The sequence below is a fragment of the Salinadaptatus halalkaliphilus genome (genome assembly GCF_006543045.1).
Classification (GTDB): domain Archaea; phylum Halobacteriota; class Halobacteria; order Halobacteriales; family Natrialbaceae; genus Salinadaptatus; species Salinadaptatus halalkaliphilus.
On sequence record NZ_RBZW01000055.1, the window covers coordinates 152125 to 176127 of the forward strand.

Sequence of the window (24003 nt, forward strand, 5' to 3'; positions counted from 1 at the left end):
CTCGAGACCGACTCTGTCGAGGCGCTCGAGGAGCGTCGCTGATCGTGGCGGCCGTCGACTGGCGTAGACCGGTTTGTAGACATCTCCTAGGAGGCGGATGGCACCGATGAGCCGACTCGGCTATCTGGCTCGCCGACTGTTGCTCGCGATCCCCGTCGTGCTCTTTGGCACGTCGTTGACGTTTCTGATCATCCGGATGGGGCCGATCGATCCAGCGGCGGCGATCGTCGGCTCGCCGGACACGCCATCCGCCCAGGCACAGTACGAACGCACCCGCGAACAGCTCGGGCTCACCCAACCGCTGTGGGACCAGTACGTCGAGTTCATGACCGATCTGTTGCTGTTCGACCTCGGCCAGTCGTGGGTCCTGAGTCCCGGGACGAACACGTACGATCTGATACTGACGTACGCTCCACGAACCCTCTGGCTCGGGTTCTGGTCGATTCTGATCGCCGTCTTCGTCGGGATCCCGCTGGGATTCTACGCCGGACTCAATCCGAACACGCGGGCCGACTACCTCGTCTCCTTCGGCGGGATCGTCTGGCGTGCGATGCCGAACTTCTGGCTCGCGATCATCCTGCTCGCGCTGTTTGCCCAGTCACAACAGTATTTCTTCGGCTTCGACTGGAGCGGCTTCGTGGTCGACAGCGAGGTCACCGGCGCCTACCAGTTTAGCGATATCACGACGAGTGAGGGCTTCGTCCGGGAGTTCAAGCGCGTTCTGCCCGCTGCACTCGTTCTCGGCTCGGCGTCGATGGGCAACGAGATGCGAATTGGCCGGACCGCCGTCCTCGAGACGATCAACTCGAATTACGTCGAGACCGCGAAGGCGAAAGGGCTCTCGACCACAAAGATCGTCTGGAAACACGTCTTCCGGAACGCGTTGATCCCGCTGGTACCGGTCATCACGAGCGAGGCGTTTCTCCTCATCGGCGGTGCGGTACTGGTCGAAGTCGTCTTCGGCATCAACGGGCTGGGCTACCTCTTCTTCCAGGCCGTCATCAACGGCGATCTGCCGCTCGTCGCATCACTCATGTACGTATTCATCCTCGTGCTCGTGGGCGTGAACATCATCCAAGACATCCTGTACACCATCATCGATCCCCGCGTGGGACTCGAGGAGGGAAGCGCATGATCGGTGGAGACGCGGACGACGGCGACGGAGGCTCGGCCGGCGGCAACGCCGATGGACGCTCGACCGACGGCGACACCGATTCGTTCGAGGACAGGCCGCTTCGCGAACGGATCGCAGCGAACCCGCGGCCGGCGGCGGTGTGGGGAGCCGGATTCGCACTGCTCGTGGCCGTCCAGTTCGGTGCGATCGCCGACGTGATCGTCAACGCGATGCCGTGGGGAGTCGCACTCGGTGCACTGCCGTCGATTCCCGGAACGGGAATACTTGCCGCAGTGGGCCAGTGGTTCGCTGACCTCCCGACGCTGCTCTCTCCCGAACTGATTCCCAACGAGGGGTACTACGTTCCCGGTGAGGGGTGGCACGGAACCTTCCTCGGCCTCTCGCCGGCGATCGCGTGGGGGATCCGCGTCGTCCTCGTCTACGCCTACGCCTTCGCGGCGCTGGCGTGGATCTGGTACGCGTACGTCCTCTTTCGGCGGCACTATCGCTACGCCGACTGGACCCCTCGCGACGATGTCGTCGACCGACTGCGGACCCACCGGTGGGGGCAGTTCGGTATCGTGATCGTGCTCGCCTTCCTGGTGATGGCGATCTTTGCGCCTGCACTGGCGACCGCACCGGTCGCCCAGAACATCGAGGATCCCTACTCGCACACGATCGAGTACTACGACCATGATGCGGGCGAGGTCGTCGAGACGACGGTCGGCGACGCGAACCGCAACTCCCAATCCCGCGGACAGGACGCGCGAAACGTCGGACCGATGAGCTACGACGACTACGACCGGTTCCACCCGCTCGGAACCATGCCCTCCGGGCAGGATCTGTTCACGTTCATCGTCTTCGGGGCGCGAGTATCGCTGTTGATCGGGTTGTTGAGCCTGACGATCAGCGGCGTCGCGGCCGCGGGGTTCGCACTGTTTGGGGCCTACTACAAGGGGAAACTCGACCTCTCGTTCGTGGTCATGAGCGACTCTGTCCAGGCGATGCCCCGGCTGTTACTGCTCGTGTTACTCTCGGTGATACTCGCGGACACGTGGATCGGCGGGCTCTACAGCGGTGCGGTCGTCCTCGCGTTGATCTTCGGGGTGACCGGCTGGCCGGCGCTCTGGCGGGCGATTCGTGGCCCCGCGTTGCAGGTCGCCGAAAAGGAGTGGATCGACGCTGCTAGGAGTTACGATCAGGCGCCGACGACGACGATGCGCAGACACATGTTGCCGTACATCCTCGGCTACCTGCTGATCTACGCCTCGATGACGCTCGGCGGCATCATCGTCGGCGTCGCCGGCCTCTCGTTTCTGGGGCTCGGCGTCGACTCGCCGACGCCCGAGTGGGGCCGAGCGATCGACGCCGGCCAGGACTACGTCACCACGGCGTCCTGGCACATCTCGCTGCTTCCCGGACTGTTCATCGTCCTCGTCGTAACGGCGTTCAACGCGCTCGGGGACGGCATTCGGGACGCGATCGATCCACAGAGCGACGTTGGCGGGGACTCTGAGGAGGCCGCCGCCGGGGGGACCGGCGCATGACCTTGGACGCCGATTCGGACGGTCCGACAGAGTCGAGCGCCAACGCCGACCCGCTACTCGCCGTCGAGGGCCTCCGGACGGTCTTCTCGACGGACAAAGAGGAAATCCACGCGGTCGACGGCATCGACTTCGACGTTCGCGAAGGCGAAACGCTCGGCATCGTCGGCGAATCCGGCTCGGGCAAAAGCGTCACCGCCCGTTCGATCATGGGGCTCGTCAAGTCGCCCGGACGAATCGTCGACGGCAGTATTCGCTACCGCGGCGAGGACCTCGTCGGCAAGTCCGAGGACGAACTCCGGGCCTATCGCGGCGGTGACATCGCGATGATCTTCCAGGACCCGATGACGAGTCTCAACCCGGTCTACACCGTCGGCAACCAGATCGAGGAAGCCCTCGAGTTACACCAGGGACTCTCCGGCAGCGAGGCCACCGACGAAGCCGCCTCGCTGCTCGAGTCGGTCAACATCCCCGACGCGCGACGCCGCCTCGGGGAGTATCCTCACGAGTTCTCCGGCGGGATGCGCCAGCGAGCGTTGATCGCGATGGCGCTTGCCTGTGATCCCGAGGTGCTCATCTGTGACGAACCGACGACGGCACTCGACGTGACGACGCAGGCACAGATCCTCGAGTTGCTCCAGGACGTCCAGCGCGAGCGCGATCTGGGGATGATCTTCATCACCCACGACATGGGTGTGATCGCGGAGATCGCGGACCGCGTCGGCGTGATGTACGCCGGCGAGATCATCGAGCGCGCGCCGGTCGAACGGCTGTTCGCCAAGCCGAAACACCCCTACACCCGGGGGCTGCTCGAAAGCATTCCGGGACGCAACCCCGAGGCCGCGCGCCTGCACACGATCGAGGGCGACGTGCCGACGGCGACCGAACCCGCCGCCTCCTGTCGGTTCGCACCGCGGTGTCCGAAGGCGATCGACGGCTGCGACAGGGTCCACCCCTCGGCCGTCGCGGTCGACGACGCCGACGCCGATTCGGCGGGCACAGACGGCGCCGACGACGGCGCCATCGACGGCCACACCGTCTCCTGTCTCCTCTATCCCGAGGATCGCTCTCGAGAGTGGCGACTCGAGGGTCACCGAGACGGCGACAGCATCGACGCGACCGATCTCGAGGGTGCGAGGACCGACGGCGGCACGGACGAGACGACCAGCCGCGGCGCAGACGCAACGACCAGCCGCGGCGCGGGCAAGGCGACCGGCGATGATGCATCCGCGGACACGCGTGACGATGCGACCAACGAGGTGATCGACGAATGAGTTTCCAGACAGATCCACGAGTCGATGCGGACGAATCGGTCGCGACCGATCCGGAATCCGAGCCGCTCGTCTCGGTCGAGAACCTACAGACCTACTACGATACCGGCGGCATCCGCTCGTCGAACCCCGTCAAAGCCGTCGACGGCGTCAGCTTCGAGATTGAACGCGGCGAGACGCTCGGGCTGGTCGGCGAGAGCGGTTGCGGAAAGACCACCCTCGGGCGCACGCTCGTTCGCCTCGAGCGGCCGACGGGTGGCAGCGTCGCCTTCGACGGGACGGACATCACGACGCTGTCGGGCGAGGAGCTGACGGCGTGGCGAAAGAACGCCCAGATCGTCTTTCAGGATCCGGACTCGAGCATGAACGACCGGCTCACGGTCGGTAAGATCGTTCGCGAGCCGCTGGACTCCTACGACTGGAAGACGCCGCGACAACGACGCGCTCGAGTCCGCGAGTTGCTCGATCTCGTCGGACTCCAGCCCGAACACTACTACCGATACCCTCACCAGTTCTCCGGCGGCCAGCGCCAGCGAATCGGGATCGCGCGGGCGCTCGCTTTGAACCCAGACTTCGTCGTCCTCGACGAACCAACCAGCGCGCTCGACGTCTCGGTGCAGGCGAAGATCCTCAACCTCCTCGAGGAGTTACAGGCCGAGCTGGGATTGACGTACCTCCTGATCGCCCACGATCTCTCCGTGGTTCGTCACGCCTGCGATCGGATCGCGGTCATGTACCTCGGCAATATCATGGAGATCGGCGAGGCCGAGCAGGTGTTTACCGAGCCGGCGAATCCGTACACGCGGACGCTACTGTCGGCGATCCCGTCGCCAGATCCGACCGTCGACCGGAACCGGATCCCGCTTCGAGGCTCGCCGCCGAGTCCGCGCGATCCACCCGCCGGCTGTCCGCTCTCGACCCGGTGTCCGATGAAAGTGCGGCCGGACAAGTGGGACGAGCTCTCAGAGGATCTCTGGCACGCCCTCGACGTCCTCCAGGACATCCTGCGAGAACGCTCGAAACGGGCCGACAACCTTCCGACACAAATCCGTCGGCGAGTCGGTCTCGAGGATCCGACGGCCGATTTCGCGACAATTCGGGACTCGGTGTTCGAGGACGTGTCCGTCCCCGAGTCGGTCGCGACCGAACTCGACGAGACGGAGCGCCGACTCGCCGAGGGTGGCGAACCGGCCGCACTCGAGTACCTCCGGGAACGATTCGGCAGCGACTGTGACGCTGTCTTCCCGGACGACCACGCCGTTGACGCCACCGGCCGGACGAGCCGCTGTCATCGTCACCGCGAGGGCGACGACGAATCGACCGCGGTCGATCGCGGACGGTTCGGCCGGTAGCGATGGTACGGACACTCGTCGTTCTCGATCTCGTCCTCGCCGCCGTAACTCTCGCGGCGCTCGTCGTCGTCGCCGTCACCGCCGGCGCGTTCGGGCTCGGCTACGGCCTCGTCACGGTCAAACACGTCCTGTTCGCGGTCGGATTGCTGCTGGCCGGCGTCGGAACGCTACAGTACAGGACCGGCCTCGAGGTGCGAGATGGCAGCGACGCGAGTGCGGGCCACCCCTCGTCGCCGTCCAGATCGGTCGATCCGACTCGCCGCTCCCGACTTCGCTCCCTTCTCGAAGCGTGCCTTCCCGACGGCTGGATCGTCCCGCCGGGAGAACGCCTGCCCGACGCCGCGAAGATCGCGGTTGTGGGGCTGGCGCTGCTGGTAGTTTCCTACGGACTGGAAGCCGTCTTCGGCGTCGGCGTCTGAGACGGGCGCTCCGGCCACGGGGCCCAAGGCCCGGATCCGAGTCGGTACGTTTACCGTCCGGGCCCGGAACGAACACGTAACGATGGCCGAGGAAACCCCCTGGGAAGCGACGCTCGAGGATATGCACTCGATGGCCGGGGAACTCGCCGCGGACGGCTGGGAGACGGTCACGATCGTTGCTGGCGACACCACTCCGGTCAGTCCCGCCGTCGGGCCGGACGACCGATTCGGCATCGTCCACGTCGTGGAAGGCGACGACGCCGACCGACTCGAGTCGCTCGTTCCGCCGAACGACTTCACGAGTTCGGAAGCGTACGTCGCCGTCGCAGGTGGAGTCGAGTACGCCGTCACGGTGGTCAGAGACCCCGACGCTCGCGTGGCGGTGTTGCTCGCCGGTGCCTTCGAGTACGCCACGGCCGGCGACTGCTTCGCAGCCGCCGCCGAGGAGGGACGGATCTACACCCACGTCCAGCGCCTCGACGGAACGCGCGCTGCCGTCTTCGAGCACGACGACCCGGGACTGTTCGACCCCGAATGACGACTCGCGTACCGACGCCAGGATAACGACTCGAATGCCGACGCGACGAAATCCACAACACCGAACCGTTCCCATCAGAAAGGGGGGCTATGGCAACGATTCGGCTGCTCGGGACGGCGGCGTACCCGCGCGTCGGCGAGACGGTCCACCTCCTCGTTCGCGCGGGCGAGGACTGCCTGTTGGTCGACGCCGGGACGGGGACGCCCGCGACGCTTGAGGAACTGGGCTACTCGCCGGGCGACGTGACCGATCTCTTCTGTACGCACTCTCACGCCGATCACCTCCTCGGCGTCCCAAACGTGTTGCTCGGCCGGTTTTTCGCCCGAATCGGCGCGATTCGCGCAACGCCACCGGCGGCGCCGCTGACGGTACGGGGCAACGAGGCGACGCTCGAGGATCTACGGGCGTTGGTCGGTATCGTGACGCCCGGACTCGACGAACTGCTCGCCGACGAGGACGAACTGCGCGGGACGGAGGCCGGCGATAGCTTTTCGATCGGCGACATCACCGCGACGGTCCTCCCGGCCGAACACCCCGTTCCGACCCAGGGGCTCTGCTTCGAGGGCGAGCGACGGGTTGTCTACACCGCCGATACGACGGCGACGCCCGCGCTTCGAGAGCGTGTCGGGAGCTGTGATGTCGTCGTTCACGAAGCGATGTACGCCGACGAGCAGGCGGCTCTCGCGGCCGACCTCGGCCACGGGACCGCTCGTGAGGCGGGCGCGTTCGCCGAGGCGACGGGAGCGAGCGAACTGTGGCTCGTCCACATCGCAGACCGCTACGAGCGCCCCGACCGGTTACGACGCGAGGCCAGCGCCGAATTCGACGGTCGCATCGTGATTCCCGACCGGTTCGACACGCTGTCGCTGTAACGGGCTTTTCGGCACGGAGTCAGTTCACCGGTGTCGTCTCGGCAGCCCGAATCGCTTCGATCCCGAGTTCGACGACATCTTCGGGGAGGCCACTCTCGAGGAGGTCTCCCTCTGTGTACCACGCCCAGGCGTCCGACCCGGATTCGCCGTCTGCGGGGTCGATGGCCCGACTCGAGACGGTAGCGTAGTAGACGTGATCGATGTGCTGGTGGGCGACGCGGCCGTCGTGGACGTCGACGTCGTAGAGCATCTGGTGGCGCGGTTCGGGGAGTTCCCGCCCGTCGGGTGAGGCCACCGGATCGGTCTCGTCGAGCAGCGTGGGCTCGAGCCCGGTCTCCTCGCGAACCTCCCGAAGGCCGGCCTCGTGAGGGAGTTCGTCACGATCCACGTGGCCGCCGGGCGGAATCGTAATTCCGAGGCGCTCGTGTTCGTGGAGGGCGGTCGCGCCGTCGTTGACGACGTAGACCGTCGCCGTAAAGTGGCGGGTCGTTTCCATATCGGGGCGAGGAAGGGTGCGCTCTTCAATCCTGTCGGTTCGACTCGGTCGGCCGGAGCGACGTTCGCATCCGTAGACACTCGAGAGCCACGCCCTCTTGCATCTCGAGGGCGACGGTCTCGACGCCCTCGTAGCCCGCCCGCCGGTAGAACGCGATCGCGTTTCGCGAGGCCGTCAGGACGAGTCGCTCGCAGCCAGCCTCCCGGGCGAGGTCCTCGAGGGCTCGGAGGAGTTGCCGGCCGATCCCTTCGCGTGTGTGCTCGGGGTGGACGTAGACCGCGACGATCTCGCCGGTGGCGTGATCTCGGTCCGGCGGCTCGCACTCGAGCCAGCCGAAGCCGACCACCGCGTCTCGTTCGGCGACGAGCACGCGGATTCCAGCCTCGGTCTCGCCGATGGGATAGCGCGCCGGGTGGACGTTCGCGAGCCAGGCCGCGACCTGCTCCTCGTCGTAGGCCTCGGTTCCGAGCGCGCGGATCGCAGCCGCCTGCACGTCGGCGATCGCGCGGGCATCGTCGGGGGTCGCCGCTCGCGTCCGAACCGGTCGTGACACTCAGACCACGCGGTTGTGAACCGCCTCGTCGGACTCGAGGCGCTCGACGTTCTCGCGGACGATGTCGCCGGCGTCGCGGAAGTAGTCCCGCGTGAAGGCGCCGCAGTGAGGCGTGACGATCACTTCGTCCATCCCCCACAGCGGTGACTCCTCGGGGAGCGGTTCGGTTTCGAAGACGTCCAGCGCCGCGCCGGCGACCACGTTGTGCTCTATGGCGTCGATCAGCGCCGACTGGTCGACGACGGCCCCGCGAGCGACGTTGACGAGATAGGCGTCCTCGCGCATCGTCTCGAGGATCGTCTCGTCGACGAGGTGATGCGTGTCGTCGGTCAGCGGTACCGTGACGATCACGAAATCGGCGTCCGCGACGGCCTCGAGCAGGTCCTCGGTCGCATATATCTCGTCGAAGCCGGGGACGGGATCGGCCGACCGGCGGACGCCGACGATATCGACGCCGAGCGAGCCAACGACGTTCGCGACGCCTTTCCCAAGGGTGCCCGTCCCGACGACGCAGGCGGTCGTCCCCGGCAACGTGAACGCTTCGTCCCAGGCCGGCCGGTTCCACGAGCGCTCCTGCTGGTTCGCGACGTGGCGGTGGAGTCGCCGGGCGAAGGCAAGCAGGTAGCCCGCGACGGTCTCGCCGATCGTTCGATCGTGGATACCCGTGCTGTTGGTCAGGACGACGCCGTGGTCCTCGAGGTCGCCGAACGGAAACCGGTCGACGCCGGCCTGTATCGAGTGGATCCAGTCACACGCGAGGAACTGCTCGCGGTAGGCGATGGTGACGACGGCGTCGCAGTCGGCGGCCGCCGCGTCGTCGACGATGTCGACCGCAGGTGGGAGATCCTGCAGATACGATCGCAGTTCGTCGGGCGGGAACACCCGTTCGACCGATTCGTGGACGCCGATTCGCTCGAGGTCGACGGTCATGGCGGTCACTACGCAGGTGAGGTGGTTCAACGTTTGGCAACCGGCGTTCTCGACGCCCGAGAGCGTCCTAAGTGCGATCGGCGTACGCATTGTTTCGTCCGGCAGTATTACCTGTTCGCGTTTCGGGGCGGGCGAATCGTGAGAACGGGGATGTCTGCGAGTCGGACCACTTTTTCGGTGACGCTACCGAGAAGATATCGGCCGATACCGGTTCGGCCGTGGGTCCCCATCACCACGAGGTCGATCTCGTTGGTCTCGATGTACTCGAGGATTTCCCTGTGAGGAGTACCCGTCGTCACGTCGGTCGTCGTCGCGAGGCCCCTGTTTTCGGCCTGTTCAGCGAGTGTCGCGAGCGTCCGCTCTCCAGCCGCCTCCAGCGCCTCAAGTGCATCTTCGGCACCGCCCTCGTCGCCGTGGATCGGTTTGACGACGTAGAGTCCGTGGACGGTCGCGCCCTGCTCGGCGGCCAACTCGATTCCGGTTTCCGCGGCATTGCTCGCCGTCTCGCTTCCATCCGTCGGAATGAGAATATGCTCGAACATGTGTGGGAAGTTGACGTAGTCGTATATAGTAGCGGACCCGTGTGTTGCCGGTAATAGAAGTATTTCAACGCGTCAGAGAGCCGAGATCGAAAGCTGGAACGTGAGAACCGAGCGCCGTGTCGCCTCGATGACGCGTGTCCCGAACTGCAGACGCTCGAGACATCGGTATACGGGAATCAGCGCTCGAGCCCGATACCTCGATCAGCGAGTCGATCGTCGCGCGGACCGTCTCGTCGTCGTGTTCCTCGACCGTGCCGACTTCGATCTCGATCGGACCGGCCGAGCCCTCTTCGGGACCGACGTATTCGTCGACGTAACGGTCCTCGCAGGCTTCGATTCGCGATTCGGAGGCATCCTCGAAATCGTCCGGCGAGCGGTCGACTTCGGGGAGCGAACCACCCTCGAGACAGCCTACGAGAGCGGCCGTTGCGGTCGCGCTCACGAGAAACCTGGGTCCGTGTACCCTTATCGATCCTGCAGTGCCACGCGAACGGCGTCGGCGAGCGAACGTACGCGGGCGACGTGCTCGTAGGAGCCGTCGCGGACGCCGTTGGTGATGTAGGAAAACCCGACATTCGCCTCGGGATCGGCCCAGCCGACGCTGCTGCCCAACCCCGCGTGGCCGAAGACGTACTCGGGCGTCAGCGAGCCGTAGGGATCGGCGCTCGTTCCGCCCTTCCAAAAGCCGAGCGCGAACCGTCCCGGCCGACCGAGCGTGCCGTCGGCGTCGGTCTCGGCCTGGACGGTCGTCATCGCCTCGACGGTCTCGGGCGAAAGAACCCGCGTTCCCTCGAGTTCGCCGCCGTTGGCCAGACAGGCGTAGAACCGTGCCATATCGCGGGCGGTCCCCAGACCGCTCGCGGCGGGAATGACCGCGCGGTGGACGGCCTCGGTGTTGAACGGCGCGGCGACCTGCGTGTGATCGCCCAGCCCCTCACCGGGGTCGCGACAGCGGTCGAACGTCTCGAAGGCGGTGAGCGTGGCGACGTCGTCGTCCTCGTCCTCGCGCAGGCCGATGCCGGTGTCTCCCATCTCGAGGGGGTCGAAGACGCGCTCGGCGACGGCCGTCTCGATCGGCGTCCCCGTGACCCGGCGGACGAGTTCGCCGACCAGCCAGCCGAAGGTCAGCGGATGGTAGGCCGCCCGCTCGCCCGGCTCGTACACGGGCTCCATCGCCTCGAGGGCCTCGATGCAGGCGTCCCAGTCGCCCCACAGATCGGGCCGTTCGTCGATCTCGCCCTGCGTGAGGCCTGCAGTGTGGCTGAGCACCTGACGAACGGTGATATCGGCTTTCGCGGTCCCCTCGTCGGCGAACTCGGGCCAGTGTTCGACCACGCGGTCGTCGTATTCGAGGAGGCCGTCGTCGACGCAGCTGTGCAGCGTGACCGCCGCGTAGGGTTTCGTACTCGAGAAGAGGACGTGGCGCCGATCGGCCGTCGTCTCGTCGCCGTCGGGGCCGGTGACGCCACCCGCGAGCTCGAGGGCGGCCTCGCCGTCGACGTAAACGGCCAGTTGCGCGCCGTGGTGGAGCCCCACGTCGAGTTGTCGGTCGAACAGCGCCGCGATCCGCTCGCGATCCGCATCGGTGAGATGTGACATGTCATAGCAGACCAGTAGCGGGCTTGTAACTGTTCCCCTCGAGATTTGGACCGCCACTAGACGCGCCGAGTCCAGTTCGATGCCGCCTCGAGTGTCGACAGCGTCGCGTCGAGATCCACGCTGGCGGCGCCGTAGAACTTCTCCCGGCCGACGGGAGTGCGAATCCGGAGTACGAGCGTGTTGCTCGTTGCCCGAAAGATCGACAGCCCCCACGTGTTCCCCGTTTGAACCCACTCGCTGTGTCGCGTCGCATCGTCGACGATCCGGGACCCGAGTTCCCAACTCAACTGTGGCAGCGACGACAACTCGAGCGGAATCGAGTCGGGACGGGACGATCGGTCACCACGCTGAAAGCCATGGGTGGCCATACCACGGGATTTGCAACTCGAGCGGAAAAGACACCTATCTCGGTTCGGGGTTCGATCGACAGTCGTCAGACGGATTGCTGTGGCCATGTACCGGCGCGACCGCCATCCGGGTCGCGGTTGCACCGGACATGACTACAGAACCGTATCAGTCGCCGGGCGAGCTATCGGGACGGTACGCTCGACTAATGGCTTTCCAGTGACCGCTCTCGAAGCGGTAATAGGTGACGACGGCGGGGACGAGCGTCTCGAGAATCAGGGCGGCATACAGCGCACCGATGCCGAGGGGGACGGCGGTCTCGAGTCCCGCCACCGGAACCGAGACGGCGCCGAGTGCGGCGACCGGGATCGCGAAGACGTACAGCCCGAGCACCTGGCCGTAGAAGGGCCAGCGCGTGTCGCCGCTGGCCCGGAGCGGACCGGTCGCGCCGCCGCTGATGCCACGGAAGACGACGCTGACGCAGGCGACGGCGATGAACGTCGTCACGAGCGGGAGGATCGAGGGATCGTCGACGAACAGCCGCCCGACCTGCTCGGCGAAGACGAACACGAGCGCCGCGGTGACGAGGTAGACAGCCGTCCCGAACCACAGCACTTCTCGGCCGTAGGTATCGGCGTTGCTCTCGTCGCCAGTGCCCAGTTCCTGGCCGACGAGACTGCTCGAGGCCAGCGAGAAGCCCCAGCCGGGGGTGTCCATCAGGTCCCTGACGCGGCGGGCGACGACGTAGGCCGCGAGGACGTTCGGGCCGAACAGCGCGACGATGGCGAGCATGGGGAACTGCGCACCCCGGCGAGCGACGTTCGTAAACACCAGCGGGATCCCGATGGTGAGGATGTCTCGAACGTCCGGTGGCGTCACCACCGGCCACGCGAGGCTGAGCGTGACGGGAAACCGGCCGACGACCGGGAGCCCGACGCCGGTAAAGCCGACGACGAAGACGCCCAGAACGAGCGCGTTCGCGACGACCGTCCCGATCGCCGCGCCGACGACGCCCATCCCGAGGGCGAAGATCAACACCGCGTTGATCGCCACGTTCGCGACCGCGCCGACGGCCCGCAGCACCATCGGCGTCCAGGCGTCGTCGGCTCCGACCAGGGTGCGACTCGCGATGAGGTTCACTCCGGCAAAGGGGACGCCGAGCGCGACGACCCGGAGGTAGTCCGCGCCGTAGGCGATCGAGGCGGGATCGTTGCCGACCAGCGAGATCAACCGTTCGGGTATCGCGGTGTACAGCGCCGCCACCGGAACCGTGATCACGACCACGAGAAACGCACTCGAGGTCACCGCGAGCGAGAGTCCCCGCTCGGTGCCGCCGCTGAACCGCTGGGAGACGAGTCCGATGGTCGCGCCGGCGATGCCGCCGCCGATCGCGAACGCGAGCCCCCAGTACGGCGTCGCGAGACCGACGCCCGCGATCGCCGCCGGGCCGAGTGCGATGCCGACCATCGCCACGTCGGCCGCGGACTTGGACATCCGGGCGATCCCCGTGACGATGCGCGGCCAGGCGAGATCGGTCGTCCGCTCGACGCGGCGTCGGTCTAGTATGCCGACGCGGGCGAGCAGGTAACCCACCGCCAGCAACAGCCAGCGGATCGGGTTCGGAACGGTCCTCGAGCGAAGCGTCACTACGTCCGGTTCGAAACTCGCGAGTAAAACGCTTCATATCTCCACACCTCGAGTGACGCAGTCACACAGCAGGGCCGACGATACTCACGTCGGACCGAACCGACGAATGCGCCGACACAGTTCATAAATAGTATGAAGACGTACTCCGAACTAGAGCGATGGCTCGAATTACTGGCTCCTATCCAGACGACTTAGACCTCCTCATCGAGGGTGCCGTCGAGGCTGGTGTGTTTGGCGGCAAGAGCGATGCGTTGCGAGAGTTCGTACGCGAATACTTCGAGGACCACGAAAACGAGCGCATTGCGGCTGCAGTCGCCCTCTACGAACGCGAGCGGATCACGCTCGGCGATGCTGCGAGGCTCGCTGCTGTCGACCGCTGGACGATGCGTGATATCCTTCGAGAACACGGCGTCGAACTCCGGCTTGGGCTCGCAGACGAAGACGATGTGGCCTACGAGGCGGCGGCAGCGAACGAACTCGAATTCGACGACGAAGAGTCGGGCGACGACGCGTCGCATCCGAAATGACGGGCGACAGTGTTCCAGCGAATCCGAGCGTACTCGATACGACTGTCTCTCGAATTTTGCATATATCGACCAGCTGTGGGTGATTACAGGACTCTCTGGAATCTGTACGGCTCCCGTTGTGCGCGAGGAACTCGAACACGGTGTCGAGGACCATCCATATCTCCAGTTAGCACTCGAGACACTCGACGACGAGATTCCAGTCGCACCCATTTCGGAAACAGTCGCCAATAGAGAATCGGTCGTCAGTGCCCGGCTCGATCCCGGCGAGGCACAGGCGTTCGCTTTGGCGGACACATACGATGGGCGTCTGCTGACCGACGACGGGGACGCCCGGTCGTTTGTCAAAGAACAGGGCGTGACTGTCGTCGGGTCGGTCGGAGTTCTGTTGGCTGCAATCGATGCAGGGAAGATCGAGGAACCGACCGCCGACGAGTGGCTGTCGACCTGGATCGACGAGATCGGCTACTACGTCCCCTATCGAAATATCTCGGACTATCGGTGACGAGCGTGACAGCGTTCGAAACGACTGCTCTCTCCAAAACGAGGGCGCCGACCACGACGACCATCGACAGGATTCAGTGTTCACGACGAATTGGAGGAGCGAACAGCCCCTCAAGTACGGTAGAAGTAAACGGTCGAGAACGGCTACGGGTCGATCGGACGGGCCGTCGAAACGGTTTATCGGTGCAGCCACAGGAGGGACGCGGTTAGGTGGACACGGTTTAGCGCAGTCCGTCCCGAGCGGTTCGTGTTACGACAACTCGAGTGACATTGGGCTGCAACCCTTCGCTGCCCGTCTCGTTCGGTTCGACGACTGTGCCGTCGAGGAACGCGGCAGGGCCGTTCGGTTCGACCGACGTTTTTACCCCCGGCGGGACAACTCCGGGTATGGACCGCAAGGAATTTCGCGACCTCGCGTCGCCCGAGACGGCACGCGAGGCGATCGAATCGCTCTCGCTCGAGGGCGGGATCGAACGCGTCCCGCTCGAGGACGCCCGCGGCCGGGTGCTCGTCGCGCGACTGGACGCCGAACTCGACGTACCGGGGTTCGATCGAGCGAGTATGGACGGCTACGCGCTTCGGGCGCGGGACACCTTCGGCGCCGACGAGGCAGATCCCGCTCGCCTCGCGGTCGTCGGCGAGGTACACGCCGGCGAGGAACCCGATGTCGCGCTCGAGGCGGGCGACGCCGTCGAGATTTCGACCGGCGCGGTGATGCCGTCGGGCGCGGACGCGATGGTCCCCGTCGAGCGGACGGACCGCGTCGAGCGTGGCTCGACGGCCGACGGGAACGGCGGCGCCGTGAGCGACGACGGTGACGCCGTCCTGATCCGCACCTCGGTGGCACCCGGGGACAACGTCATGTTCGCTGGTGCGGATGTGGCGGCCGGCGAGCGCGCGCTCGGGCCCGGAACGCGGATTACGCCGCGGGACGTCGGCCTTCTCTCTGCGATCGGCGTCGACGAGGTGCCGGTCCGTTCGCGGCCGACGGTCGGCATCGTCTCGACCGGCGACGAACTCGTGCGGCCAGGTGAGGATGTCGACAGTGCCCGCGGCGAGATCTACGATGTCAACAGTTACACCATCGCCGCTGGCGTCGAGGACGCCGGCGGCGAGGCCGTTCTCTATCCACACGCCGGCGACGATCAGGACGAGATGGAGCGGGTCCTTCGGGAGGCCGCAAGCGAGTGCGACCTCGTGCTCTCCTCGGGCTCGACCAGCGCAAGCGCGGTCGACGTCATTTACCGAGTCATCGAGGAGCAAGGCGAGTTGCTGCTTCACGGCGTCGGCGTCAAGCCGGGCAAACCGATGCTCGTCGGTCGTTTGGAGGAGTCGGCCTACGTCGGCCTGCCGGGGTATCCCGTCTCGGCGATGATGGTCTTTCGAACGTTCGTCGCGCCGGCGCTTCGCGAGGCCGCCGGCGTCCCCGAACCGGAGACGGCGACCGTCTCCGGGGAGTTGGCCCGGGAGGTCCGTTCCGAACAGGGTCGTCATCGGTTGCTGCCGGTCGGGCTCGTCGAACGCGGGCCGACGCCGACGGCCGATGGTGGCCGAAAGGGTGCGGACGAGACCGGCGAGACGCTCGTCTACCCCGTCGACAAAGGCAGCGGCGCGACGACGAGTCTTGCTCACGCCGACGGCGTCGTCGAGGTACCGGCCGAGACCGACTACCTCGAGGCGGGTGCGTCGCTGTCCGTCTCGTTGTTCTCGCCGGACGTCCGGCCGCCGTCGATCCTGGGCGTCGGCGAGGACGATCCGACGCTGAATCGCCTGCTCGACCGACTCACGAACCCGCGCTATCTCTCGGTCGGCTCACGACCCGGCCTGCGCCGGCTTCGCGAGGGAACACCCGACATCGCGGTCGTCGCCGGCCCGCTCGAGCCCGACGGCGAGGTCGTCGAACTCGGCGACTGGGAGCGCGAGTGGGGGCTGGTCACGCGAGCGGGCAATCCCGACGATATCGACGGGCTCGCCGATCTGGTCGATCGTGACCTGGGCTTTGTCAACCGGACGACCGACTCCGGGCTCCGGACGAGCCTCGAGCGAGCGCTTGCAACACTGGCGGACGACCGCGGCGTCGACACCCACGACCTCGTCGACGCGATCGACGGCTTCGACGTCGCGCTTCGGGCCCACGAGAGCCCCGCCCGGCGTGTCATCGCAGGCGAGGCCGATGTCGCGATCGGGCTTGCCGACACCGCGGACCGCCTCGACCTCGCGTTCGTCCCGCTTGGCACCCAGTCCGTTCGCGTCCTCGCCAACCCCGATCGGACGGCCAAAGCCGGCGTTTGCGACCTCGAGTCAGCACTCGTGGAGCTCCCTGAGATGCGTTGACACCGCTGCATTTCATACTGGCGGACAGAACTATTCGAAGATCGGTCGCGCTCTTGCGGCCGTCGCCCTCGGGAACGGCCCCACATCCGCGACCGACTGCTCACTGACTGCTGTCCGACAGTATCACTCACCCTGACCGTCAGTCCGTCACGAACAGCGATTTATACACGTCGCTGCTGTACGAGACCTGATGTCGACGATAGCAGAGCTTCGCCTTCCGGCTACCGAGACGACGCTCGCGACGGCACTCGAGAACGCACCGGCTGCGACGTTCGCACTCGAGTCGTCGGTGTCGAAACCCCATCCCAGTTTCTGGGTCACCGGCGTCGAGCGCGAGCGGGCGACCGAGGCGTTCGACGCCGATCCATCCGTCGAGCGGGTCGAGTTACTCGTCGAAACCCAGACTCGGCTGCTGTTCGACGTTCGGTTCGTCGACGGCGACGGCATCCAATCGCTGTACGACCCGCTACTCGTCGACGGCGGCTGCCTCCTCGAGGCCTGGGCGACGAACGACTGGTGGCAGGTTCGGGCGCGATTCCCCGACCGCGACGCCCTCGTCGCCGCCTACGACCGCCTCGACGACCGCGGGATCACCGCCGACCTCCGGCGGGTCAGCGACGGGACCGGCGATCTCGGCCCCGAAACACAACTGACCCCACAGCAACGCGAAGCCCTCGAGGCCGCGCTGAAACACGGCTACTTCGAAATCCCGCGTCGAATCTCGATGGAGGAACTCGCCGACGAACTCGACATCTCCCACCAGGCGCTCTCCGAGCGATTCCGTCGCGCCTACGAGACGCTCGTCGACGAGGAACTGCAACCGACCGGCGAACAATCCGTTACTGAGTGATACGGTTTACTGTACGTCATTTCCGGCGCACCCGCCGTCCGGGTCGCGGGTGCGCCGGTACATCGTTACAGCAATCCGTATGAGTCATATCCCCGTCTACGAGGCGACAGCGAAGTCCGTGAACCAGTACGCTTTTGGTCGATATTCCCCACTAACTAGTATGGCACCTCGAGACGACGCGACGGCTGATATTCGCTTCTACTACGGTATCGGGGCCTTCATGATCGTCGTCTACGGCGGGGCGATCGCCGCTGCGGTGCTGTTGGATCTTGCCGTCGTCGATCGTCGACTCGTCCCGCTCACGGTCGGCTTCTTGTTGTTTATGCTCGTCTATTTCGTCTCGATCAGCGTCCAACGTCTCGAACCGAGCGACGCCTGATACGGTTTGCTGTACGTCAGTTCCGTCGCACCCGCGACCGGCGCCCTCGCGGGACGGTCGCGGGTCAACCGCCACTGACGACGACAGTCCGTAGCAGCGCGGTCGCTTCTCGATGGTTCGTTGCCGAGGACATCACCAGCCGAACCCGCTGGCTGCTGGACTCGAGGGCCAGAAATCGGCGGGTACTTCCCTGCCGATCACCCAGACGAAAGTATGAACGAGGAACTCATCGACAGCGGTAATCTTCCGCTGGCCCGCAAATCCGTCCTGCCGGGCACCGGATTCTTTCTCCCCGACGATCTCGAGGAGGATCTCGAGGACGAGGAAGCCGCAGCCGCTCTCGAGGGCGCCGAAGTGGCGGTCGTCGCCGATCCCGACGCCGACGGATTGGCCTGCGTGGCACTGCTTCGAGCGGCCTACGACGACGTGGCCGTCGTACCCGAACCCGACGAAGAGGACGCGGCACTCGAGGAGGAAGACCTCGAGCGTGAACCGAGCGACGCGGACGATACGGCGCTCGAAGAACCCGAGCCCACGCCCCACGCCGTCGCCTTGCTGCCGGCCAGTCCCCACGATGTCGAGGACGCCCTGGCTCGCGTGGCCGAATACGGTGACGAGGGGGTCGATCTCTACGTCTGTGACCTCTGTCCGGACAAGTACGAGTACGTCGAGGACGAACTCGCGGCCGCACTCGAGACCGCTTCCCGCGTCTCGTGGTACGACCACCACCAGTGGGACGACGAGGTCGCCGCGGCCGTTCGCGAAGCCGGCGTCGACCTCGTCGTCGGCGATTCCGACGCGGAGTGTAGCGCCGACGTGGTCTATCGCTCGCTCGAGTACGAGTTCGACCCGATCTACGAGGAACTCGCGGCCGTCACGCGAGACCACGACCTCTGGCTGCGCGAGGACCCACGCAGCGACGACCTCGCGGATTACGCCTACTGGACCGATCCCGCGGAGTACGTCGAAGTCGTCCGCAAGTACGGCGCCGATCTGCCCGACTGGGTCGCCGAGTTCATCGCGGAACGACGCATCGAGAAAGAGGCGCTCATCGAGCAGGCGGTCGGTCGCGCGGAACTGCGGGAGGTCGGCCCCTACACGGTCGGGATCACCTACGGCCGCTGCTCGCAGAACGAGGTCGCCGAAGCGATGCGCGAACAGGGCGCCGACGCTTCCGTGATCGTCAAACCCGCCGGCTCGGCGTCGATCCGGGGCACCGACGAGTTCGAACGCTGTCACGAGGTCGCCGGGAAGGTAAACGGCGGCGGCCATCCCAAGGCCGCCGGCTGCAAGCCCGACATCTACGACGATATGCTCGACTACGCGAATCACTGGACCACCCGCGGCGCGGTGACCAAACGGGTGATCCTCGAGGCGTTCCACGAGGTCGTCGAGAGCGAGGACGCGGCTGACGGCGACGAGACCGATGGCGACGACCTCGAGGCTGCAGAGTCGACCAAATCTGGAGACTGACTCGAGGACACCGGCTGATCGATCAGTGCGAGCAATCGATCGATGTGTGCGTCTTGTGCATACCGACGAAACTATTATTCGGCCGTGTGCAGAATATGCACACGTTATGAGCGCGAGTGACGATCGGCGTCGTGTCCACTTCCAGTCGCCGGCGTATCTCCTCGAACGGTTGGACGCGGTTGCCGACCTCTTCGAGACGGATCGTACCGATCTGCTCGTGGATGCCATCAGCGAGTATCTCGAGGAGACGGCAGCTGACGATTCGTTTCAGGACCTCGTGGCCCGGAAGTATTACGACGATCAGATCGACGCTGAGACCGTCTCGGAGCTGCTCGGCCCCGAAACCGCCCAGCGACTTCGGCTGTTGAAGGCCGATCTCGACCGTGAGCCGTTCGATCTCGACGCGCCTGACGATGCCGATATCTACGAGGGGGAGACGGACACGGTCGATGCCGAGAACGGATCCGAGGCAGATCCGGATCGATGAGTGGTCGGAGACGGCTTCGGACGATCGTCGCCGATACGAGTGCGCTGGTCAGCCTCGGTGTCGTCAGCGCTGACCCGACGTTCGAGACGGATTCGACACCGGATCCCCTTCGCTTTCTGCTCACGTCGTGTACGGTGTCCGTGCCGCCGACCGTCGTCTCGGAACTCCGTGCAGTCGCGCAGTACGACGACATTCACGCCGCCGCAGCCACGAACGTCCTCGCCGCGCGTCCACACTACAGCGTCGTCGATCCCTACGAACGGACGGCGACGCCTGACTCGCGGCCGTCGTTTGGACTCGACGACGGTGAAACGGACGCCATCGTGCTGGCGAACGCGCTCGAGGCCGACGGCGTTCTCACCGACGAGTTCGGCGGAACAAACTTCGCGCTCGTTCACGCGGCACTCGTCGGTCCGCGTATCGTCCCTACCCCACGGCTCGTCTGTGACTACGACCGGAACGGCTACATGGAGACCGAGGCCGTTCGAACGCTTCTCGAGACCATCGGCGACCATCGAAGCTGGGACGAGAGTCCCTACGTCGCGCAACTGCTGGCGCAGTTGGACGAGTGAGACGGTCTGCTGTACCGATGTACCGGCGCACCCGCCGCCCGGGTCGCGGGTGCACCGGAAATGACGTACAGTAAACCGTATGAGAGCTGAGTCCGGTCGGCGCGTCCACTTCTTTCGTTCTATCCGACTACTCCTGGGAGAGCACGTACCGCATGACCAGTTGGAGCACGTGGACGAAGACACCGGCGACGGCGATGTAGACGCCGATCGTCTGCAGGCCGATCGAGGCGTCCCGGTCGTCTCTGACCTGCCAGATCTCGTAGCCGAGCCGGAGCAAGAACCCGAGGAAGATCAACACGAAGCCGACGAGCAACAGCTGTGCCAGGACGAAACTCCCGACGGCGATGACGACGACGCCGCCGATGAACGAGACATTCGCGAACCGGCCCCAGTGTTCGAACGTCGTACTCCGTGCGTAGACGTACCCCGAGATCACCGCCGTCACGAGGGCGACGACGACCGCCGTCAGGCCGAGAATCTCGAGTTGCAGAGCCGCCGGTGCGACCGCGAGGATGCCGGCGCCGAAGATACCGAACGCGAGTTGCAAGACGAGCATCCCGAGGAAAGCGATCCCCATGTCGCCACCCTCGATGCCGCGCTCGGCGACGAGTTCGCCGCCCATAATCGCCGCGCCGTAGACGATCACGCCGATGATCGGCATCGAAAACAAGGTGGCGTTGATCGCCGCCAGTTGTGGGATCGACGCGAAGACGTACATCACTGCGACGTTGATCGCCATCAGCACGCTCGCGCCCCCGATGACCTGCACTTCTCGACTCGAGAGCCCGAACCCGCGGTCGGTCTCCTGTGGCGTTTCGAAGGAACTCATTGGGCGACCGTAGCCGATTCCCGCGGATAAGCGTACTCCTTACGGTTCTGTCATCACACCGTGTCGGTGCTCGAGACTGATACTGTCGGACAGCAGTCAGTGACACGTCGGTCGCGAATTCGCGGCCGTCCTTACGGTGACGGCCGCAGTACTGCGACCGATCGTTGAATAGTTCTGTTCAACAGTATGACGCGAGTGTCGGAGCCGAAAGACTATCGGTATCGAAACAGGTACGATACGGTGAGTAATGGCGCTGCTGGACGAGCTCTCCGGCTACGAGTTCGAGGATCTGATGGAGGACGTGTTTCGAAAGCTCGGCTACGAGAACGTCCGCCAGTCGGCACGCACGGCCGACGAAGGTCGGGATATTCTGATGGAGGAAGTGATCGACGGGCAACGGCGAGCGGTCGTCGTCGAGTGTAAACACACCGACACCGTCGGTCGGCCGGTCGTCCAGAAACTTCACTCGGCGATCCGGACCTACGACTACGACGGTCCGCGACGCGGGCTGGTAGCGACGACGGGACGCTTTACCGAACCGGCCCGCAAGTACGCTGCCGACCTCGGCACCCGGGAGGACGGCGGCATCGAACTTCTTTCCGGCACCGACCTCCGCGAGATCGGCGAGGAAATCGGGATGGACCTCTACAACGGCCGTATCGAAATCCTCTGCGAGGAGGCCCTCGAGCCGACCCATCCCACAGCCGACCGTGACGCGCCGGTCTACGAGGCCGTTCGCGACGTGGCGAACCTCGAGCCGGCGACGATTCCGACGCCCGAGACGAGCGTCACGCTCGAGCCGCTGGTGACGATCAGCGGTCGAACGAGCGCCACCTTCGAGACCTCGGTCGGCGTCGTCCACAGCCTCGACGAGACGACCGACCTCGTGATCCACGCCGATCGCGAGACGCCACGGGTCGCAAGCGGCGACGTTCGCTCGCTGGTCGCGAACCCGACCGCACCACGGATCGACCTCGACGCGCGCGACCTCGAGGCGACCTTCGACGCGGTCGAGCGCAAGCGCTTCGACCAGACCGAGACCGAGTACAAGGAGTGGGCGATCGACAAGCTCCGGGCGATCCACACGACGACGGTCCACTACACGGGCGACAACAACGTCGACTACGAGAAGACCTGTACGCCGAATCGCTCGGATGTCCGCGTCCAGTCGATCGACCCCGTCTACGCGCCCCACGTCCGATCGAACCTCTCGCTGGGCGCGTACGACTATCGCTACGCCTACTACGCGGCCGGCCCCTCGAGGACGACCACGACCGACGCCTTCCATCGCTGTGTCCACTGCGAGCGGGCCGGCGCGGACGGCAGCTACACCTACTGCGACAACTGCGGCAGCATCAACTGTCCCGATCACGTTCGAACGGAGCGCCTCGAGGGCGAACCCGTCTGTACCGGCTGTGCGGTCACCGAACGCTTTGCGCTACAGACGAAGTACTTCTACGACGAGTCCAATCTCGAGGCGTTCCGCGATGAGTACGCCGAGATGGCGATCCACGAGAAAGCGATGGAGAACGTTGCGCTGGCGGTGGCGAGTGCGATTGCCCTCGCGTTCTTCGCGCTCGTGATCGTCGTCGGGGTGGTCGGTGCGGTCGGGCTCCTTTAGGAGATCCGACTGCTATATCGGGCGTCTGGTCAGGCGACCCGCGTCGCGAACTCGAGGGTGAACGCCTCGACATCGTCCCAGTCGGTGTACTCGTAATCTCGAGACGTATCGGTGTCGCGGCCCGTCTTACCGGCGATGTGACGCATTACGAACCGAGTGAGCAACCCGTACTCGCTGTACTTCAACGCGCCCGCGACCGAGAGCGTCGTATCCGGATTCCAGCCCGTCTCCGCGAGAAACGCCTCGAGCAGATCCGTCGCCGGTCTCCGATCCTCGGGTGCGTCGTGGGCGGCGGTCAAACTCACCGAGAAGAACGCCGAGGGGAGGCGATTCAGCGTCTCGCGGTGTGAGCGGACGAACGCGGTGGCGTTTCGCTGGTGGGAGCCGCGGTGGATCGAGGCGCCGACGACGACGCCATCGTAAGAGCCGACATCGAGGTCGGCGGGGACCGCCGCGAGATCGACGCGGTCGACCGCGTCGCCCTCGCGCTCGAGCACCGCCCGCATTCGGTCGGCGATGGTCGCGGTTTGGCCCTCGCTCGAGGCATAACAGACCAGTACTCGCGTCCCGTCGCTGTGGTCGGCTGTCGACATACGGAACGAACGCGGCCTGGCCTCTTCAATCGATCCGCGTCTCGCCGTTCCAACATGATCGCCCGCAGCGGTGGTGGCGAGCGTCATCGGTTGGTTCTTCGGTCGCCGCCGACCGGAAGCGGGCCCCACTCGAGGGGAACGGGTCAGTTAACCTGACAAATACGAGACGCTTTTGTAGTCGGCTGTCCAAGGGTGGATATGGGTCGTCTTGGCATCCTCCTCCTCAAAGGCCTGGGCGTGTTGGTCCTCGCGATCGTCGCGTTGAGCGTCCTCGCGAGCATTCTCGCAACGATCGTTAGTATCGCGTTCGGTGTGGCGTCGCTCGTCGTCACGCTCGTCGTCCTCGGTCTCATCGGGTTGGGGATCGTCGGGCTGGCGTCGTTGCTGTGGGGTGACGGCACCACCGACGAGATCACTGCTGGAACGTCTCGGCAACGCAGCGAGCCCGCCGATCCCGAATCCCGGGTCCGATCGGCCTACGTCGAGGGCGAACTCACCGAAGCCGAGTTCGAACGCGAACTCGACCGCGTACTCGGCGAGGACGGTCCCGACTTCGAACGCCAGTACGATAGCTCGCGGTCCCGGTCGCGAGAAACCGAGCGGTACAACCAATAA

26 protein-coding genes and 1 pseudogene are annotated in these 24003 nt (G+C 65.6%); 17 read left to right on the forward strand and 10 right to left on the reverse strand.

Translation table 11 applies throughout. The features are described 5' to 3' along the window. Window positions 1-106: 106 nt before the first annotated feature. The 7 genes from D8Y22_RS16180 (at window position 107) to D8Y22_RS16210 (ending at window position 7110) form a co-directional block, all read left to right on the forward strand. The gene (locus tag D8Y22_RS16180) at window positions 107-1135 is read left to right on the forward strand and encodes an ABC transporter permease (RefSeq protein WP_141465721.1); all 1029 of its coding nucleotides are present in this window, start codon (window positions 107-109) and stop codon (window positions 1133-1135) included. Continuing rightward, window positions 1132-2661 (forward strand): ABC transporter permease, encoded by a 1530-nt coding sequence (locus tag D8Y22_RS16185; RefSeq protein ID WP_141465722.1) that lies wholly within the window; start codon window positions 1132-1134, stop codon window positions 2659-2661. Before D8Y22_RS16180 ends, D8Y22_RS16185 begins: the two co-directional genes overlap by 4 nt. After that, window positions 2658-3932: an ABC transporter ATP-binding protein gene (locus D8Y22_RS16190; RefSeq protein WP_141465723.1), complete on the forward strand. Its 1275-nt coding sequence runs from the start codon at window positions 2658-2660 to the stop codon at window positions 3930-3932. The genes D8Y22_RS16185 and D8Y22_RS16190 overlap by 4 nt, the downstream gene beginning before the upstream one ends. Next, window positions 3929-5281 (forward strand): ABC transporter ATP-binding protein, encoded by a 1353-nt coding sequence (locus D8Y22_RS16195; protein ID WP_141465724.1) that lies wholly within the window; start codon window positions 3929-3931, stop codon window positions 5279-5281. Before D8Y22_RS16190 ends, D8Y22_RS16195 begins: the two co-directional genes overlap by 4 nt. 2 nt (window positions 5282-5283) lie before the next feature. After that, window positions 5284-5700, forward strand: a complete 417-nt coding sequence (locus D8Y22_RS16200) for a DUF7555 family protein (protein WP_141465725.1) — start codon at window positions 5284-5286, stop codon at window positions 5698-5700. A gap of 82 nt (window positions 5701-5782) precedes the next feature. Further along, a complete protein-coding gene (locus D8Y22_RS16205; protein WP_141465726.1) occupies window positions 5783-6238 on the forward strand; it encodes a DUF7529 family protein in 456 nt (151 codons plus the stop codon). An 89-nt stretch (window positions 6239-6327) separates the two neighbouring features. Beyond that, the gene (locus tag D8Y22_RS16210) at window positions 6328-7110 is read left to right on the forward strand and encodes an MBL fold metallo-hydrolase (RefSeq protein ID WP_141465727.1); all 783 of its coding nucleotides are present in this window, start codon (window positions 6328-6330) and stop codon (window positions 7108-7110) included. Window positions 7111-7129: 19 nt separating this feature from the next. On the opposite strand, the gene D8Y22_RS16215 is transcribed toward D8Y22_RS16210, so the two are convergent. From D8Y22_RS16215 to D8Y22_RS16250, 8 genes are all read right to left on the reverse strand, one after another. Beyond that, complete coding sequence (locus tag D8Y22_RS16215; RefSeq protein ID WP_141465728.1) at window positions 7130-7606, reverse strand: NUDIX hydrolase; 477 nt, start codon at window positions 7604-7606, stop codon at window positions 7130-7132. Window positions 7607-7631: 25 nt separating this feature from the next. Then, window positions 7632-8159 (reverse strand): GNAT family N-acetyltransferase, encoded by a 528-nt coding sequence (locus tag D8Y22_RS16220; protein ID WP_141465729.1) that lies wholly within the window; start codon window positions 8157-8159, stop codon window positions 7632-7634. Further along, a complete protein-coding gene (gene ddh / locus D8Y22_RS16225) occupies window positions 8160-9089 on the reverse strand; it encodes a D-2-hydroxyacid dehydrogenase (protein WP_141465784.1) in 930 nt (309 codons plus the stop codon). A gap of 107 nt (window positions 9090-9196) precedes the next feature. Beyond that, the gene (locus D8Y22_RS16230) at window positions 9197-9631 is read right to left on the reverse strand and encodes a universal stress protein (RefSeq protein WP_141465730.1); all 435 of its coding nucleotides are present in this window, start codon (window positions 9629-9631) and stop codon (window positions 9197-9199) included. Between the two features lie 64 nt (window positions 9632-9695). Then, on the reverse strand, window positions 9696-10073 hold the full coding sequence (locus tag D8Y22_RS16235; RefSeq protein WP_141465731.1) for a hypothetical protein: 378 nt from the start codon (window positions 10071-10073) through the stop codon (window positions 9696-9698). Between the two features lie 23 nt (window positions 10074-10096). Next, on the reverse strand, window positions 10097-11230 hold the full coding sequence (locus D8Y22_RS16240) for a serine hydrolase domain-containing protein (protein ID WP_141465732.1): 1134 nt from the start codon (window positions 11228-11230) through the stop codon (window positions 10097-10099). Window positions 11231-11286: 56 nt separating this feature from the next. Continuing rightward, complete coding sequence (locus D8Y22_RS16245) at window positions 11287-11598, reverse strand: hypothetical protein (RefSeq protein ID WP_141465733.1); 312 nt, start codon at window positions 11596-11598, stop codon at window positions 11287-11289. A gap of 145 nt (window positions 11599-11743) precedes the next feature. Continuing rightward, window positions 11744-13222 carry an MATE family efflux transporter gene (locus D8Y22_RS16250; RefSeq protein ID WP_141465734.1) on the reverse strand — a complete coding sequence of 493 codons (1479 nt, stop codon included), beginning with the start codon at window positions 13220-13222 and terminating at the stop codon, window positions 11744-11746. A 158-nt stretch (window positions 13223-13380) separates the two neighbouring features. Between D8Y22_RS16250 and D8Y22_RS16255 the strand changes: the two genes are divergently transcribed. The 8 genes and pseudogenes from D8Y22_RS16255 (at window position 13381) to D8Y22_RS16290 (ending at window position 20345) form a co-directional block, all read left to right on the forward strand. Continuing rightward, on the forward strand, window positions 13381-13749 hold the full coding sequence (locus D8Y22_RS16255) for a UPF0175 family protein (protein WP_141465735.1): 369 nt from the start codon (window positions 13381-13383) through the stop codon (window positions 13747-13749). Further along, window positions 13746-14251, forward strand: a pseudogene (locus D8Y22_RS16260) (twitching motility protein PilT). Before D8Y22_RS16255 ends, D8Y22_RS16260 begins: the two are co-directional and overlap by 4 nt. A 386-nt stretch (window positions 14252-14637) precedes the next feature. Further along, window positions 14638-16584: a molybdopterin biosynthesis protein gene (locus D8Y22_RS16265; protein WP_141465736.1), complete on the forward strand. Its 1947-nt coding sequence runs from the start codon at window positions 14638-14640 to the stop codon at window positions 16582-16584. A gap of 190 nt (window positions 16585-16774) precedes the next feature. Continuing rightward, a complete protein-coding gene (locus tag D8Y22_RS16270) occupies window positions 16775-17434 on the forward strand; it encodes a helix-turn-helix domain-containing protein (RefSeq protein ID WP_141465737.1) in 660 nt (219 codons plus the stop codon). Window positions 17435-17594: 160 nt separating this feature from the next. Next, window positions 17595-17813 (forward strand): hypothetical protein, encoded by a 219-nt coding sequence (locus D8Y22_RS16275; RefSeq protein ID WP_141465738.1) that lies wholly within the window; start codon window positions 17595-17597, stop codon window positions 17811-17813. A 213-nt stretch (window positions 17814-18026) separates the two neighbouring features. Beyond that, window positions 18027-19286 carry a DHH family phosphoesterase gene (locus D8Y22_RS16280; RefSeq protein ID WP_141465739.1) on the forward strand — a complete coding sequence of 420 codons (1260 nt, stop codon included), beginning with the start codon at window positions 18027-18029 and terminating at the stop codon, window positions 19284-19286. A gap of 106 nt (window positions 19287-19392) precedes the next feature. Further along, complete coding sequence (locus D8Y22_RS16285) at window positions 19393-19773, forward strand: hypothetical protein (protein WP_141465740.1); 381 nt, start codon at window positions 19393-19395, stop codon at window positions 19771-19773. Beyond that, window positions 19770-20345 (forward strand): hypothetical protein, encoded by a 576-nt coding sequence (locus D8Y22_RS16290; RefSeq protein ID WP_141465741.1) that lies wholly within the window; start codon window positions 19770-19772, stop codon window positions 20343-20345. The genes D8Y22_RS16285 and D8Y22_RS16290 overlap by 4 nt, the downstream gene beginning before the upstream one ends. A gap of 127 nt (window positions 20346-20472) precedes the next feature. On the opposite strand, the gene D8Y22_RS16295 is transcribed toward D8Y22_RS16290, so the two are convergent. Beyond that, on the reverse strand, window positions 20473-21174 hold the full coding sequence (locus tag D8Y22_RS16295) for a hypothetical protein (RefSeq protein ID WP_141465742.1): 702 nt from the start codon (window positions 21172-21174) through the stop codon (window positions 20473-20475). 247 nt (window positions 21175-21421) lie between these two features. Here D8Y22_RS16295 and D8Y22_RS16300 point away from each other — a divergent pair, with 247 nt between their 5' ends. Next, on the forward strand, window positions 21422-22795 hold the full coding sequence (locus D8Y22_RS16300; protein WP_141465743.1) for a restriction endonuclease: 1374 nt from the start codon (window positions 21422-21424) through the stop codon (window positions 22793-22795). A 29-nt stretch (window positions 22796-22824) separates the two neighbouring features. Here D8Y22_RS16300 and D8Y22_RS16305 read toward each other — a convergent pair whose 3' ends face one another. Then, complete coding sequence (locus tag D8Y22_RS16305) at window positions 22825-23388, reverse strand: flavodoxin domain-containing protein (RefSeq protein WP_141465744.1); 564 nt, start codon at window positions 23386-23388, stop codon at window positions 22825-22827. A gap of 198 nt (window positions 23389-23586) precedes the next feature. Between D8Y22_RS16305 and D8Y22_RS16310 the strand changes: the two genes are divergently transcribed. Then, complete coding sequence (locus D8Y22_RS16310) at window positions 23587-24003, forward strand: SHOCT domain-containing protein (RefSeq protein WP_141465745.1); 417 nt, start codon at window positions 23587-23589, stop codon at window positions 24001-24003.